The organism is Streptomyces sp. GMY02 (assembly GCF_019056675.1).
Lineage (GTDB): Bacteria > Actinomycetota > Actinomycetes > Streptomycetales > Streptomycetaceae > Streptomyces > Streptomyces odonnellii.
In genome coordinates, this window is the sequence record NZ_CP077658.1 from 2815177 (window position 1) to 2830451 (window position 15275).

6 protein-coding genes are annotated in these 15275 nt (G+C 73.5%); 2 read left to right on the forward strand and 4 right to left on the reverse strand.

Annotated features, from left to right (window positions below; translation table 11 throughout):
- Positions 1–119: 119 nt before the first annotated feature.
- The 4 genes from KQY30_RS11690 to KQY30_RS11705 all read right to left on the reverse strand — a co-directional run bounded on the left by KQY30_RS11690 (position 120) and on the right by KQY30_RS11705 (position 10294).
- A complete protein-coding gene (locus KQY30_RS11690; protein ID WP_217306767.1) occupies positions 120–1514 on the reverse strand; it encodes a dipeptidase in 1395 nt (464 codons plus the stop codon).
- Between the two features lie 19 nt (positions 1515–1533).
- Entirely contained in the window at positions 1534–5577 is a 4044-nt protein-coding gene (locus KQY30_RS11695) for an ATP-dependent DNA helicase (protein WP_217306768.1), read from the reverse strand.
- Positions 5578–5711: 134 nt separating this feature from the next.
- Positions 5712–9365: an ATP-dependent DNA helicase gene (locus KQY30_RS11700; protein ID WP_217306769.1), complete on the reverse strand. Its 3654-nt coding sequence runs from the start codon at positions 9363–9365 to the stop codon at positions 5712–5714.
- A 470-nt stretch (positions 9366–9835) separates the two neighbouring features.
- Entirely contained in the window at positions 9836–10294 is a 459-nt protein-coding gene (locus KQY30_RS11705) for an MGMT family protein (protein WP_302185311.1), read from the reverse strand.
- Between the two features lie 230 nt (positions 10295–10524).
- On the opposite strand from KQY30_RS11705, the gene KQY30_RS11710 reads away from it, so the two are divergent.
- Positions 10525–13467 (forward strand): YbhN family protein, encoded by a 2943-nt coding sequence (locus KQY30_RS11710; RefSeq protein WP_254407081.1) that lies wholly within the window; start codon positions 10525–10527, stop codon positions 13465–13467.
- A gap of 135 nt (positions 13468–13602) precedes the next feature.
- Positions 13603–15198, forward strand: a complete 1596-nt coding sequence (locus KQY30_RS11715) for an alpha/beta hydrolase (protein ID WP_217306771.1) — start codon at positions 13603–13605, stop codon at positions 15196–15198.
- The last annotated feature ends 77 nt before the right edge of the window (positions 15199–15275 follow it).

Consider the following 15275-nt stretch of genomic DNA (forward strand, 5'->3'; position numbering starts at 1 on the left):
GGGCGAGGCCGGCGCCGGAACCGGCGGCGCGGCCGAGCCGGGCGGGGCCCGCGGTGCGGGAGGAGCTCCCGGCGGACGGGGCGACGGCGCGGGGCCGGGCGACGGCGCGGGGCGGGCCCTCAGCGCAGGGCGGTGGCAAGGTCGCCCCACAGGTAGGCCGTCGTTTCCGCGCCTTTGAGGAGCAGGTCCAGTTCGACCTTCTCGTTCGGCGCGTGCCAGCCGTCGGACGGTACGGAGATGCCCAGGAAGAGCACCGGGGCGCCCAGCACGTCCCGGAGGTCGGCGGCCGGTCCCGAGCCGCCCTCGCGGGTGAAGCGGACAGGGCCGCCGAACGCGCGGCCCATGGCCCGTACGACCGACTGGAGCGCGGGGTGGTCCAGCGGGGTCAGACAGGGACGGGTGGCCGCGCCGAAGCTGATCTTGTACCGGATTCCGGCCGGGATCCTGGCCTCCGTCCAGTCCCGCACGGCCCGCTCGACACGGTCCGGATCCTGGCCCTCGACGAGCCGGAACGAGAGCTTCAGCAGGGCGGAGGACGGGATGATCGTCTTGCCGCCGGGGCCCTGGTAACCGCCCGCGATGCCGTTGACCTCGGCGGTCGGGCGGGCCCAGATCCGCTCCAGGGTGGAGTATCCGGCCTCCCCGAGGGTGCCGTGGGACTGGGCCGTACGGAGCCACTCCTCCTCGTCGAAGGGCAGCTCGGCGAGGAGCGCGCGCTCGGTCGCGCCGAGTTCGGCGACACCGTCGTAGAAGCCGGGGACCGTGACGCGTTCGTGCTCGTCGTGCAGGGCCGCGACCAGCCGGGCGGCGACGGTGGCCGGGTTCGGGACGGCGCCCCCGAAGGAACCGGAGTGGATGTCCTGGTCGGGGCCGTACAGCTCGATCTCGCAGTCGGCGAGGCCGCGCATGCCGGTGCAGACGGTCGGGGTGGACTCGGACCACATACCGGTGTCGGAGACGATTACGGCGTCGGCCGCCAGCCGCTCCGCGTGCTGCTCGGCCAGGGCGCGCAGATGCGGCGAGCCCGACTCCTCCTCGCCCTCGACGAGGAGCTTGAGGTGCACGGCGGGGGTGGTGCGGCCGGTGGCGGCGAGATGCGCCCGTACCCCGAGGGTGTGGAAGAACACCTGGCCCTTGTCGTCGGCGGCGCCGCGTCCGTACATCCTGCCGTCCCGCACGACCGGCTCGAAGGGGTCGCTGTGCCAGCCGTCCTCGCGCGCGGCGGGCTGGACGTCGTGATGGCCGTAGACCAGCACGGTCGGGGCGTCCGGGTCCGCGGAGGGCCACTCCGCGAAGACGGCCGGGGCGCCGGCGGTGTCCCAGATCTCGGCGACCGGGAAGCCGGTCTCCTTGAGCTTCGCCGCCAGCCAGTCCGCGCTGCGCCGCACATCCGCGTCATGGCCGGGCTGGGCCGAGACGGACGGGATGCGCAGCCAGTCGGCGAGATCGTCGAGGAAGGCCGCGCGGTGGGTCTGGATGTACGTACGGACGACGCTGTCCGGGGTGTCGCTCATGATGTCGAGCCTAACGGGCTCAGGGAGCGGTCTCGTCTGCCGGTTCCAGGGATCCCCCGTCCGTGGGCGCGCCGGGGGCATCGTATGAACGTCCCACCTCGTCCGGATGTGCCGGTTGCACCGGATGTGCTGGATGCGACGACTTGTCGTGCCGGGCATCGGGATCGGATATCTCGCCGGTCAGGACACGTTCCAGCTCCGGACGGCCGGGGAGGTGGTCGGGGCGTACGACCTCTCCGCTGCGTACGTACAGGAACGCGGCCGTCACATCGGTCGGCGGAAGGCCGTGCTGCTCGGCCCAGGCCAGGCGGTAGACGGCGAGCTGGAGGGGGTCGGCGGTGCGGGCGCGGCTGGTCTTCCAGTCGACGATCTCGTACGTGTACGCCTCCGCGCCGGTCGCCGGGTCGGTACGGGCATGGCGGTAGACGGCGTCGATACGGCCGCGGATCACGCGGCCCGCCAGGGTGAGGTGGAAGGGTGCCTCCACGCGGTACGGGGTGCGGCGGGCGTACGGGGTGCGCTCGAAGGCGGCCTTGAGCGCGGCCAGGTCGCGTTCGTCCGCGATCTCCGGCTCGTCGTCCGCGCCGCCGGGCAGTTCGTCGGGGCCGAGCATGGGCAGGGGCAGTTCCTCGAACCGCGACTCCACCCAGGCGTGGAACCGGGTGCCCCTGCGCGCGGCGGGCTGCGGCGGGCGCGGCATGGGGCGGGCCAGGTCCTGGGCGAAGGCGTCGGGGTCGGCGGCGAGGCGGAGGAGCTGGGAGGCGGAGAGGGACGGGGGTACGTGGACGTCGCGGACGGTGGCGCGGGCGCGGCGGAGTTCGCCGGTGAGGGCGTCAAGATCGCGGTCCCAGGAGGCGAGGGTGCGGGTCTCCTCCGGGGTGAGGGCGGGGATTCTCTCCGCGGCCCCGCCGCTTCCCGCCCCCGGGTGCCCGCTCCCGGCGTCCCACGCGCCCTCGCCGCTGCCCGGGGTGCGGGGCCCGGGGACGGCACCGCGCGGGGCGCGGGACGGCCAGACGTCCCAGTCGGCCGGATCGTCGCCGGACAGGTCGTCGCCGGAGAAGTCCTCGCCGGACAGGTCGTCGTCGGCCGACCCCTGATCGGCGAGGCCGGAACCGGGGCCAGGACCGGGGTCGACCGGCGCGGCATCGTCCGCCGCGAAGAAATCGTCCGGCACAAACGGGTCATCCGGGGCGAACCATTGGCCGGGATCGTCCGGCTCGACCATGTCCGCCGGGTCGTCGGGGTCGAAGAGGCCGGTCCGGCCCCGGTCGGCCGACGCCGCGCCGGACAGCGCCGCGTCGGCCTGCTCCATGTCGGCCTGCTCCATGTCGGCCGGCTCCGCGTCGGTCGGCTCCGTACCGTCCGATACGGACCGGCCGTCCAAGGCCGGGTCGGCCGAAAGCAGCAAGTCGTCCGGGCCGAACAGGTCGGCCGGCGGCAGCGAGTCGTCCGGATCATCCAGGTCCAACCGGCCGACCGGGCCCGGATCGTCCAGGTCCAGCCGGTCGGCCGGGGCCTCGGGCCCGAAGGCGTCGGCCGGGGACGCCGCGTCGCCGTCCTCGTGCTGGAACTCCGCCAAGTACCTCCGTACCGTTTCCGCCGCCTCCTGGCGGCGAGCCATCGACTCGGGGTCCAGCGGGAGCGGCCAGGGGTGCGCCGTGGACGCCGTATGCAGCGCGGGGTTCTCGTCCGTGTCCTCCGGGGCGTCCGCCCAGGCTTCGATTTCACCGTGGCCCGCCTCGCAGTGGGCGTACAGCGCGTGCAGGAAGTCCGAGGGCCCCCGGGGCCGCTTCTGGGTCGGGCCCCACCAGTGGCCGGAGCCGAGCAGCAGGGAGCGGGGGCGGGTGAAGGTCACATAGCCCAGACGCAGTTCCTCCGTCTTCTGGTGCTCCTTCATCGCCTCCTTGAAGGACTTGAGCCCCTTCGCGTCCCAGGACTCCAGATCCGGCAGCGTCGCCGCGTCGCCGCGCAGCGCGTGCGGGAGGACCTTCGGCTGGGACGTCCAGGCCTCGCGCGCCCGGCTGTTGGGGAACTGGCCCGCGACCAGGCCCGGCACGGCGACCACGTCCCACTCCAGGCCCTTGGACTTGTGCGCGGTGAGGACCTTCACCGTGTTCTCGCCGCCCGGCAGCGCGTTGTCCAGGCCCTTCTCGTACTGCACGGCCGTCCGCAGGAATCCCAGAAACGCCAGCAGCCCGGCCTCCCCGTCGAGCGCGGCGAAGGAGGCCGCGACATCGAGGAAGTTGCTCAGCGTCTCGCGGCGGCGGGCGGCCAGGGCGTGTGGGGACGCGGAGAGTTCCACCTCCAGGCCGGTGGTCGCCAGGACACGGTGCAGGACGTCCATCAGGGGGTCGGCCAAGGAGCGGCGCAGTTCGCGCAGTTCGGTGGCGAGGCGCGCGAAGCGGACCCGGGCGGCGGCGGAGAAGGGCAGGCCGTCCTCCGGGGCGCGGGCCGGTTCCAGGAAGGTGTCGAGGGCGTCGGCGAGCGAGATCACCTCGGCCGGGTCGGTGCCCTCGACCGCCGCGGCCAGCCGCGCGTCGAGGTCGTCCGCCCCGTCCTCGCCGCCGCCCCGGTGGACCAGCAGCCTGGCCCTGCGGCCCAGCAGCGCCAGATCGCGCGGCCCGATCCGCCAGCGAGGGCCGGTGAGCAGCCGTACGAGAGAGGCGTTGGCCCCCGGGTCCTGGAGGACCTCGCACATCGCGACCAGGTCAGCGACCTCGGGGAGGTGCAGCAGCCCGGACAGGCCCACGACTTCGACGGGTACCTCGCGCGCCACCAACGCGCCCTGGATCTCCGGGAAGTCCCCGGCCGTCCGGCACAGTACGGCGATCTCGCCCGGCTCCTTTCCCGTACGCACGAGGTGCGCGATGGAGTCGGCGAGCCACTCGATCTCCTCGGCGTGCGTGGGCAGCAGCGCGCAGCGCACCGCCCCGTCGCGCTCCGCGCCGGGTGCGGGGCGCAGCGCCTCGACGCCTTCGTGCATCGCGCGCAGCGGCCCGGCCAGATCGTTGGCGAGATCGAGCAGCCGGCCGCCGCTGCGGCGGTTCTCACTGAGCGAGAAGCGGGCCGCCGGGGAACCGTCCGCGTGAGGGAAGTGCTCCGGGAAGTCGTCCAGATTGGCCACGGAGGCGCCGCGCCAGCCGTAGATCGCCTGGCAGGGGTCGCCGACCGCCGTCACCGCGTGCCCGGTGCCGCCGCCGAACAGTCCGGCGAGCAGCAGCCGTTGGGCGACGGACGTGTCCTGGTACTCATCGAGCAGAACAACCCGGAACTCGTCCCTGAGCAGTGCGCCGACCTCCGGTCTGGTCGCGGCGAGCTCGGCGGAGAGCGCGATCTGGTCGCCGAAGTCGAGGAGGTCGCGGGCGCGCTTGGCCTCGCGGTAGCGCCGTACCAGATCGAGCAGTTCGCGCCGGGCCGCCACCGTCTCCGGCGCCTTGCGCAGCTCGGCGTTGCTGAGCCGGGCGCCGTCCAGGACGGTCAGCAGCTCGGTGTCGTACGCGCCGAGCCGGTCCGTACGCACCAGATGCTCGGCCAGCTCGCCGTCGAGCGCGAGGAGATCGCTGACCAGGGCGGGGAGCGTCTTGGTCAGGGCGGGGTACGGTCCCGGCGCCTCCCTCAGCACCCGCGCGGCCAGTTGGAACCGGGTGGCGTCGGCGAGCAGCCGGGCGGTCGGCTCCAGCCCTATCCGCAGGCCGTGGTCGGTGAGCAGCCGGCCCGCGAAGGCGTGGTACGTGGAGATGCGGGGCTCGCCCGGGGGGTGGTCCGGGTCGATGACATCGGGGTCGGTGACCCCGGCCCGTACGAGCGCCTTGCGGACGCGCTCCGCCAGTTCGCCCGCGGCCTTGTTGGTAAAGGTCAGCCCGAGGACCTGCTCGGGGGCGACCTGTCCGCTGCCCACCAGCCACACCACCCGGGCGGCCATCACCGTCGTCTTGCCGGAGCCGGCTCCGGCCACGATGACCTGCGGGGCGGGCGGCGCGGTGATGCAGGCCGTCTGCTCCGGGGTGAAGGGGATGCCGAGGAGCTCCTTGAGCTGCTCGGGATCGGTGAGATGTACGGACATGTCTGAGAGGCTATCCGGCACCACTGACAGTGCCGGGTGGCCCTGTTGACACCGGGTCCGGCCGGCTTCACGCCGGCCCCTGGCCGTACGCCCCTGGCCGTGCCCCGCGCCGTATCACGCCACGATCTGCCGTATCACTCCACGATCTGGCGCCCCTCCGGCCGCGCGCTGCACGAAGCCCGGAAGGCGCAGTTGGCGCAGTGGCCGCCGGTGGTGGGGGTGAACCGTTCGTCCAGGACGCGGCCCGCCGCCGTGGTGAGCAGTTCGCCGACCCACTCCCCCGCCAGCGGCTCCTGGGCCTGGACCTTGGGGAGTTGATCGCCGCCCTCCTTCTGCGGGGCGGGCTGGCGCAGTTGTACGAGTTCGGCGCCACCGGGCTCCGGACGGCGGCCGTCGAAGACCTCGTCCAGCGCGCCCTCACGGACGGCGAGCTGGTAGACGGCGAGCTGCGGGTGGCGGGCCACCTCGTCCCTGGTGGGCGCCTGCTTGCCGGTCTTGAAGTCGACGACGTAGGCGCGGCCTTCGCCGTCCTGTTCGACGCGGTCCATGGAGCCGCGGATGCGTACTTCGTACGCGCCCGCTTCGAGGGTGACGTCGAAGCCGTGCTCCGTGGCGGCGGGGGAACGGCCGCGGTCCATGACGTGCCAGCGCAGAAAGCGTTCGAGTGCGACGCGGGCGTGCTGCTTCTCCTGCTGCGACTTCCAGGGCGCGTCGAAGGCGAGCGCGTCCCACACGGAGTCGAGCCGTTCCATGAGGACGGCGAGGTCGGCGGGGCTGCGGCCGGAGGCGACCTCGTCGGCCAGGACATGGACGACATTGCCGAACCCCTGGGCGGCGGTGGCCGGTTCGTCCGCCTTCACCTCGCGGCCCAGGAACCATTGCAGCGCACAGGTGTTGGCGAGCTGCTCCAGGGCGCTGCCGGAGAGCGCGACGGGCCTGTCCCGGTCGCGCAGCGGGACCTCGCTGCGGGTCGGTTCGTACAGCCCCCACCAGCGGTCCGGGTGCGCGGACGGCACGAGCGGCTGGCCCTCCTCGTCGGTCAGCGCGGCGAGCCGGGCGAGGCGGCGGGCCGCGGCGGCGCGCAGGGCGGGGGCGGCCTCGGGGTCGACCGTGGTGGCGCGCAGTTCGGCGACGAGGGGGGCGACGGCGAGGGGGCGGCGGGGGCGGCCGGTGATGTCCCTGGGCTCGACGCCGAGTTCGGTGAGGAAGCGGGAGGGCTGGTCGCCGTCGTCGGCGGGTGCCTTGACGGCGGTGACGACGAGGCGGTCGCGGGCGCGGGTCGCGGCTACGTAGAACAGCCTGCGCTCTTCTGTAAGGAGGGCGCCCGGAGTGAGGGGTTCCGCGAGGCCGTCGCGCCCGATCCTGTCGGCCTCCAGGAGGGAGCCGCGGCGCCGGAGGTCGGGCCAGAGGCCCTCTTGCACGCCTGCGACGACGACGAGCCGCCATTCGAGGCCCTTGGCACGGTGGGCCGTCATCAGGCGTACGGCGTCGGGGCGTACGGCGCGGCGGCTGAGGGTGTCGGCGGCGATGTCCTGGGCGTCGAGCTCCTCCAGGAAGTTGAGGGCGCCGCGGCCGCCGGTACGTTCTTCGGCGCGGGCGGCGGCGTCGAAGAGGGCGCAGATGGCGTCGAGGTCGCGGTCGGCGTTACGGCCGGCCGCGCCGCCGCGCAGGGCGGACCGTTCGAGCCGGCCGGGCCAGGTGGTGCCGTCCCACAGCTCCCAGAGGGCCTCTTCGGCGGTGCCGCCGCCTTCGAGCAGTTCGCGCGCCTTGCGCAGCAGCGCGCCGAGCCGCTGCGCGCCGCGGGCGTACGCCGGATCGTGCGCCACCAGCCGCTCGGGCTCGGCGAGCGCCCGCGCGAGCAGTACGTCGGACGGCGCGGGCGTACGGTTCCCCCCGGCCCGCTCCTCATCGCGCAACGCCCGCCCGAGCCGCCGCAGATCGGCGGCGTCCATGCCGCCGAGGGGCGAGGAGAGCAGGGCAAGAGCAGTCTCGGTATCGAGCCACCCACCTGCGGGCGCCATGGCCTCGCCGGTCTGGGGACCGGCCCCCGCGCCAGCGGAGGCCGGGGTGCCGGCGTCCCCTGAGGCGGCCTCGCCGCCCGGCGGCGCGCCTGCCGGAGCGCCCGGGGCGTCAACCTCCGGCACGGAAGCGTCCGTCGATCCGGCCACCGGGCCGTCAGAAACCCCGGCCGCGGGACCGCCCTCCGGGACGCCCGGAGCGCCGACCGCCGTGTCCCGGGGGACATCGGGTGCCGAAGCCGGGTCGCTCTGGACCCCGTCCGCCGAGCCGGCCACCACGGCGCCAGCCACCGCCCCGTCGGGCGCCGCGCCGTCCGGCAGCTCCCCCGGGACGTCTGCCCCCGGCGCTGATTCGTCCGGGCCCGGTGACCTGTCCAGGGCCGCGACTGCCACTGCCCTCAGTGCCGTCAGTAGTGGGGACACCGCTGGTTCGTGGCGGAGGGGGGCCGCGTCGCCCGTCACTTCCAGGGGGACGCCGGCCGAGGTGAGGGCTCGGCGGATGGCGGGGATGGTGCGGCCGCCGGCGCGGACCAGAACTGCCATGTCGGTCCAGGGGACGCCGTCCTCCAAGTGGGCGCGGCGGAGGATGTCGGCGATGTTGTCCAGTTCCGTGGACGGGGTCGGGAAGGTGTACGTCTCGACCCGGCCGCCCTCCCGTACCGGCGACGGCTCCCGGTGCACCCGTACCTTCTCCGCGGGCAGCCTGGTGAGCGGCATACGGCGCGTCAGCAGCCGGGTCGCCGCCAGCAGCGCCGCGCCCGAGCGGCGGGACGTGGTGAGGACCGCCACCGGCGCCGGGCGGCCGTCAGCGCGTGGGAAGGCGGACGGGAAGTCCAGGATGCCGTTCACATCCGCGCCCCGGAACGCGTAGATCGACTGGTCCGGGTCGCCGAACGCGACCAGCGTGCGCCCCCCGCCCGCCAGCGCGCGCAGCAGCCGTACCTGCGCCGGGTCGGTGTCCTGGTACTCGTCCACGAACACCGCGTCGTACTGGGCGGTCAGCCGTTCCGCGACCTCGGGCCGCCGGGCCAGCAGCACCGCCCGGTGGACCAGCTCCGCGTAGTCGAGCACGCCCTGCATGTCCAGGACGTCCAGATACTCCGCCAGGAACGACGCCGCGGCCGACCAGTCGGGACGCCCGGTGCGCCGCGCGAACGCCGCCAGCGCGTCCGGGCCCAGGCCCAGCTCACGGCTGCGTGCCAGCACCGCCCGCACCTCGTCGGCGAACCCGCGCGTCGTCAGACAGGCGCGCAGCTCGTCCGGCCACCCCGCCCGCCCCAGCCCCTCGCGCTCCAGGTCGATCTGGCCCGCGAGCAGGTCCCGTACCGCGACGTCCTGCTCGGGGCCGGAGAGCAGCCGCAGCGGTTCGGTGAAGAGATCCGCGTCCTGGTGCGCGCGGATCAGGGCGTAGCAGAACGAGTGGAACGTCGTCGCCTGCGGGCCGCGTCTGCCGCCGAGCCGGACCGCCATCCGGTCGCGCAGTTCCACCGCCGCCTTGCGGCTGAAGGTGAGCACCAGGATCCGTTCCGGATCCGCGCCCCGCCCGACCCGCGCCGCGACCGACTCGACGAGCGTGGTGGTCTTGCCCGTACCGGGGCCCGCGAGCACCAGCAGCGGCCCCGCCTCGTGGTCAACCACCCCGCGCTGGGCTGCGTCCAGCTCAGGGGGATCCACCGGGACCGGCGGCGTGCGCACCAGCCGGTACGCGCCCGGGGTCCGCTGCCGTACCCGACGGTGCGGGGTACGCCCGGTGGAGGAGGAGGAACTCACGTGGATCGCCGGTCCTGGAGAGGGTGCTGGTGGTGACGGGGGTGCCTGGGGCACGCGTGACGCGCGCCGACGACGCTACGCCGTCGGGCGGCCGGAACGCAGGGAGTCCCGCTTCCGCCGGAACCGCCGGGGGGACGGCGCGGAGCACGCGCGGAACGGCCCCGGACGCCTGTACAGCCGATACGACGGGCCGTCGGCGGCTCCGCACGCTTCAGGAACCCCGTACGCTTCACCAACCCCGCACACTTCACGAACCCCGCACGCTTCACGAACCCGCCACGCGTCGCGAACCGGCCCGCCGGGTCCGCCGTACGCCCCGTACCGCCGCCGCACGCCGTACACCCGGCCGTCCGGTCCGTACGATCCCGCGTGCGCCCGTCCGCGCGCCCCGGCGTACGCCTTCGTCCGGGACGTACGGCCTTCCGCGCCCGCTCCGGGCTCCCCGGTCCGCCGTCGTATGGCTGAAGCTGTCATATGTGAGCCGAACCGTCCGCGCCCGGGTCCGCGCCGTCCCAGCGTGCCCTTTTCATGTCAAGCCGCGGCAGATGCCCCTCCGCGCTCCGCGCCGCCTCGCGCAGCGGGGTGCCCTCCTCGCGATAGTGGGCCAGGGCCGACAGCTCGTGTCCCGGGAGCAGCATGCCGTCCGAGCGGACGACCCGCCACCAGGGCACGGCACCGCCGTACAGGGCCATGGCCCGGCCGACCTGGCGCGGGCCGCCCTCGCCGAGCCACTCCGCGACATCGCCGTACGTCATCACACGCCCGGCCGGGATCAGCTCCGCGACATCCAGCACCCGCTCCGCGTAGTCGGGCAGCTCGGACGGCTCTCCGGACCCTTCACCCGGCGGCTCCTCCGACAGCTCCCCGAGCCCCTCCCCCGGTGGCTCCCGGGTCGGTTCGGCCCTCGGCCCACGCTTCTCGTTCCTCATCCGGCCCATCCTGCCGCACCCCACCGACAGCCCCTCCAGTTGTCCACATCGGAGTGCATCCGACCGGTCACCCTGTGTACGTACAGTCGCAAAGGGGCGCATCTCACCCGCCCCGAGCCCCCGCAATGCACCCTGATGCCCCCGTCTGTCGTCGGCTCGTGCCACCATCGTCCCGGCGGTGACTGGTGATACGAGATCAAGAAGAGACGGATTCGGCGGAGGAGCGTGCCGTGCAGCCATCTGCGACGGCGGACACCTCCGGCGCTGAACCGCGCCCGGAAGCGGTCCGGGAGGCAGTCCGGAAGCCGGTGAGGAGAGCCCGGGCCGGTGCGGTCGAGCCCTCCGCCGACCCCGGCGCCGGCCCTGCCGTCGGCCCCCCGGCCGACCCGGCGGACCCGCGCCCCACCGGTCCCACGGGCCCCTCCGGCAACGGCGTCGGCACGGGCATCACCGGCAACGGCGTCGGCACCGACACCGACACCGCGAACCCCCCGCCGGGCGCACCCCCGCCCGCACCCGCCCAAGACGCCCAGCACGCCCAGGGAGCCCCAGCGGCCCGGAACACCTGCGACGAGACCGGCGCCACCCCCGCCGACCGGCTCTCCGGTGACGAGCCCCTGCTCGCCGCCCGCGTCCACCGCCCCTCCGACCTCCTGCGCCTGCTCGTCGGCATCCTCGCCATCGTCCTCCTCCTCGGTCTCTCCGCCTTCGCCCACGGCACCACCACCGGGCTGGAGCAGGACATCTCCAAGGGCACAGGACAGGCCCCCGACCTGCTGGCCAAGGTCGCGGGACTGGTCTCCAGCATCGCCGTGCTGCTCGTCCCCGTCGCCTTCGCGATCGAGCGGCTGATCAAGCGCGACGGGCTGCGGATCGCGGACGGCGTCCTCGCCGCCGTACTGGCCCACGGCGTGACCCTCGCCACCGACCTCTGGGTCGCCAGATCCGCCCCCGACTCGATCCAGGACGCGCTGACCCGCCCCCAGCTCGGCGCCGGGCTCACCGATCCCGTACACGGCTATCTCGCCCCCGTCATCGCCTATATGACGGCCGTGGGAATGGCCCGCAGGCCGCGGTGGCGGGTCGTGCTCTGGGTGGTGCTGCTGCTGGACGCCTTCGCGATGCTGGTCGCGGGGTACACCACACCGTTCTCGATCATCCTGACCGTGCTGATCGGCTGGACCGTCGCGTACGGCACGCTCTACACGGTCGGCTCCCCGAACGTACGGCCCACCGGACAGACCCTGATGGCGGGTCTGCGCCATGTCGGTTTCCGCCCGGTCAACGCGATGCGCGCCGAGGACATCGCCGACTCCGCCGACCAGGGCGACCGGGGCCGCCGCTATCTGGTCTCCCTGGAGGACGGCCCGCCGCTCGATGTGACCGTCGTCGACCGGGAGCAGCAGGCGCAGGGCTTCTTCTACCGGGTCTGGCGGCGCATGGCGCTGCGTTCCATCACCACCGGCAGCTCCATCCCCTCCCTGCGCCAGGCGCTCGAACAGGAGGCGCTCCTCGCGTACGCGGCGATCGCCGCCGGGGCCAACGCCCCGAAGCTGATCGCCACCTCCGAGCTGGGTCCCGACGCCGTCATGCTGGTGTACGAGCACCTCGGCGCCCGGTCCCTGGACTCGCTGCCGGACTCGGAGGTCACCGACGAGCTGGTGCGGAACGCCTGGCACCAGGTGAAGGCGCTCCAGTCACGCCGTATCGCGCACCGCAGGCTGACCGGCGACGCGCTGGTCGTGGACCGCTCGGGGAAGGTGATCCTCACCGAGCTGCGCGGCGGCGAGATCGCGGCGGGCGATCTGGTGCTGCGGATGGACACCGCCCAGCTCCTGACCACCATGGGGCTGCGGGTGGGCGCGGAGCGCTCCGTCGCCGCCGCGGTGGAGGTGATCGGCCCGGACGCCGTCGCCGACTGTCTGCCGCTGCTCCAGCCGATCGCGCTGAGCCGCTCCACACGCGCGACCCTGCGCCGTCTCGCCCGCGAGCGGTCGCAGCGCGAGCGTGAGGCGGTCCTCGCGGCGTCCGAGATGAACAAGCGCGCCAGAGCGGCGGAGAGCGCGGCCGAGGACGGTGACCGCAAGGCCGTACGGAAGTCCCTGCGCGCCGAGAAACAGGCCGAGAAGCGGGCGATAGACGACGCGCTCGACGAGGCACGCGAGGAGGACCTGCTCTCCCAGATGCGGCAGCAGGTGCTGCTCATCAGGCCGCAGGCGCCCGTCGAACCGGTCAGGCTCGAACGGATCAAGCCCCGGACGCTGATCAGTTTCATCGCCGGGGCGATCGCCGGGTACTTCCTGCTCACGCAGTTGACGCAGCTCGACTTCAACACGGTCGTCAGCCAGGCGCACTGGGGCTGGGTGGCCGCCGCGGCGGCCTTCTCGACACTCAGCTACATCGCCGCGTCGATGAGCCTGCTGGGCTTTGTGCCGGAGCGGGTGCCGTTCCGCAAGACGGTCGCCGCGCAGGTCGCGGGCTCCTTCGTCAAGATCGTCGCACCGGCGGCGGTGGGCGGGGTGGCGCTGAACACCCGGTTCCTCCAGCGCTCGGGCGTACGCCCGGGGCTCGCGGTGGCAAGTGTCGGCGCGTCGCAGCTCTTCGGGCTCGGGTCGCACATCCTGCTGCTGCTGTCCTTCGGTTATCTGACCGGTACGGAGAAGTCGGCCTCCCTCACCCCTTCGAGGACGGTGATCGCGGGGCTGTTGACGGTCGCGGTGCTGGTACTGGTGGTGACCGCCATCCCGTTCCTGCGGAAGTTCGTGGTGACCCGGCTGCGGTCGCTGTTCGCCGGGGTGGTGCCGCGCATGCTGGATGTGCTCCAGCGGCCGGTGAAGCTGGTCACGGGCATCGGCGGGATGCTGCTGCTGACCTGTGTGTTCGTGATGTGTCTGGACGCGTCGATCCGGGCGTTCGACAACGGCAACCAGCAGCTCAGCTACGCGAGCATCGCGGTGGTCTTCCTGGCGGGCAGCGCGCTCGGCTCGGCGGCGCCGACCCCGGGCGGAGTGGGCGCGATCGAGGGCGCGCTGACGCTGGGGCTGATCGCGGTGGGCCTGCCGAAGGAGATCGCCGCGCCCGCGGTGCTGCTGTACCGGCTGCTGACGCTGTGGCTGCCGGTGCTGCCCGGCTGGGTCTGCTTCAACCACCTGACGCGCAGGGGGGCGCTGTAGGCCCTGTCCGGCGGAGGCCGGTGCGAAGGCCGGTGCGGAGGCCGGGGGCGCTGTAGGACCTCTCGTCCCTGTCCGAGGCCACTCGCATGGCCGTCGCCCCGCGCGGCCCACGCCCCCGCGGCGCACGATGGGACCATGCCGACCCATTGCACCCGGCGCGGTACGGCGACGCTCGCCGCCCTGACCGCCGTCGCCCTGCTGGCCGCCTCGGGATGCTCCGACAGCGCCGGCCGCGCCGAGGGCGCGAGTTCCAACGGTCGAGCGAACGCCCTGGCCACGCCGCAGGACCTGGCGGCCCAGCGGCTGTCCTGGAAGGCATGCCCGGCCCCCTCGGCCACCGAGGGCGGCGGTACGGCACCGTCCCCGCTGCCCGGCGGCATCCCGTGGGAGTGCGCCTCGATGAAGGTCCCGCTCGACTACGGCAAGCCGGCCGGCGAGAAGATCGAACTGGCCCTCATCCGCGGCAGGGCCGGCGACCGGGCCCACCGGATCGGCTCGCTCCTCTTCAACTTCGGCGGCCCCGGCGGCTCCGGCGTCACCGCGCTGCCGTCCTTCGCGCCGGACTACGAGAAGCTGCGTTCCCGGTACGACCTGGTCAGCTTCGACCCGCGCGGGGTGGGCCGCAGCGACCCGGTGAAGTGCAAGACCGACCAGCAGCTCGACGCGTACTACGCCCAGGACGCGACGCCCGACACCGCCGCCGAGGAGAAGACCTTCACCGAGGGCCTCGCCTCCTACGCGGCGGCCTGCGAAAAGCGCTCCGGCCCGTCGCTCCCGTACGTCGGTACGGTCAACGCGGCCCGCGACATGGACCTGATGCGGCAGGTCCTCGGCGACAAGAAGCTGCACTACTTCGGGATCTCGTACGGTACGGAACTGGGCGGCGTCTACGCCCACTTGTATCCGAAGTCCGTGGGCCGCGCGGTGCTGGACGCCGTCGTCGACCCCAAGCAGAACGCGGAACAGGGCTCCCTCGGCCAGACCAAGGGCTTCCAGCTCGCCCTCACCAACTTCGAGAAGGACTGCATCGCCCGCGGCCCCGCCTGCAAACTGCCCGGCACCACCCCGAAGCAGATCGAGGGGTTCATCACCGGACTGCTCGCCCGGCTCGACAAAAAGCCGATCGCGGGCCTCGGCACCCGGAAACTGACCCAGACCCAGGCGACCAACGGCATTGCGCAGTCGCTCTATTCGAAGGAGTTCTGGCCGTATCTGGAACAGGGGCTCGACGAGGCCGACGGCGGCAACGGCGCACTGCTGCTCGCGCTGTCCGACGCGATGAACGGGCGCGACGAGAACGGCAACTACAGCAATCTCCAGGCGGCCAACACGGCCATCAACTGTGTGGACTCCAAGGAGCGTTACACCGTGGCGCAGACCAGGGCGAAGCTCCCCGAGTTCCGCAAGGCCTCGCCCGTCTTCGGGGACTTCCTGGGCTGGGGGCTGATGAGCTGCTCCAAGTGGCCGGTGCCGGGGCAGTGGACGCACCCGGACGTCAGCGCGCCCGGCGCGCCCCCGATCCTGGTCATCGGCAACACCGGTGACCCCGCCACACCGTACGCGGGTGCCAGGGCGATGGCGGACGCGCTGGGCAAGGGCGTGGGGGTGGAGATCACGTACCACGGCCAGGGCCATGGCTCGTACGACAGCGGAAACCCCTGTGTGCAGGGGGCCGTCAACGGCTATCTGCTGAACGGCAAGGTGCCTGCGGCGGGCACGGTCTGCCGCTGAGGCCACCGCGGCTCCGGGGCGAAGGGCGAAGGGCCAAGTGCCCGACCTCAGTTGTTCTCACCTCACGGACGGGCTTG

Coding starts and splice junctions, on each gene's coding strand:
- KQY30_RS11690 (WP_217306767.1), bottom strand. CDS start 1,514: ATGAGCGACACCCCGGACAGCGTCGTCCGTACGTACATCCAGACCCAC.
- KQY30_RS11695 (WP_217306768.1), bottom strand. CDS start 5,577: ATGTCCGTACATCTCACCGATCCCGAGCAGCTCAAGGAGCTCCTCGGC.
- KQY30_RS11705 (WP_302185311.1), bottom strand. CDS start 10,294: ATGAGGAACGAGAAGCGTGGGCCGAGGGCCGAACCGACCCGGGAGCCA.
- KQY30_RS11715 (WP_217306771.1), top strand. CDS start 13,603: ATGCCGACCCATTGCACCCGGCGCGGTACGGCGACGCTCGCCGCCCTG.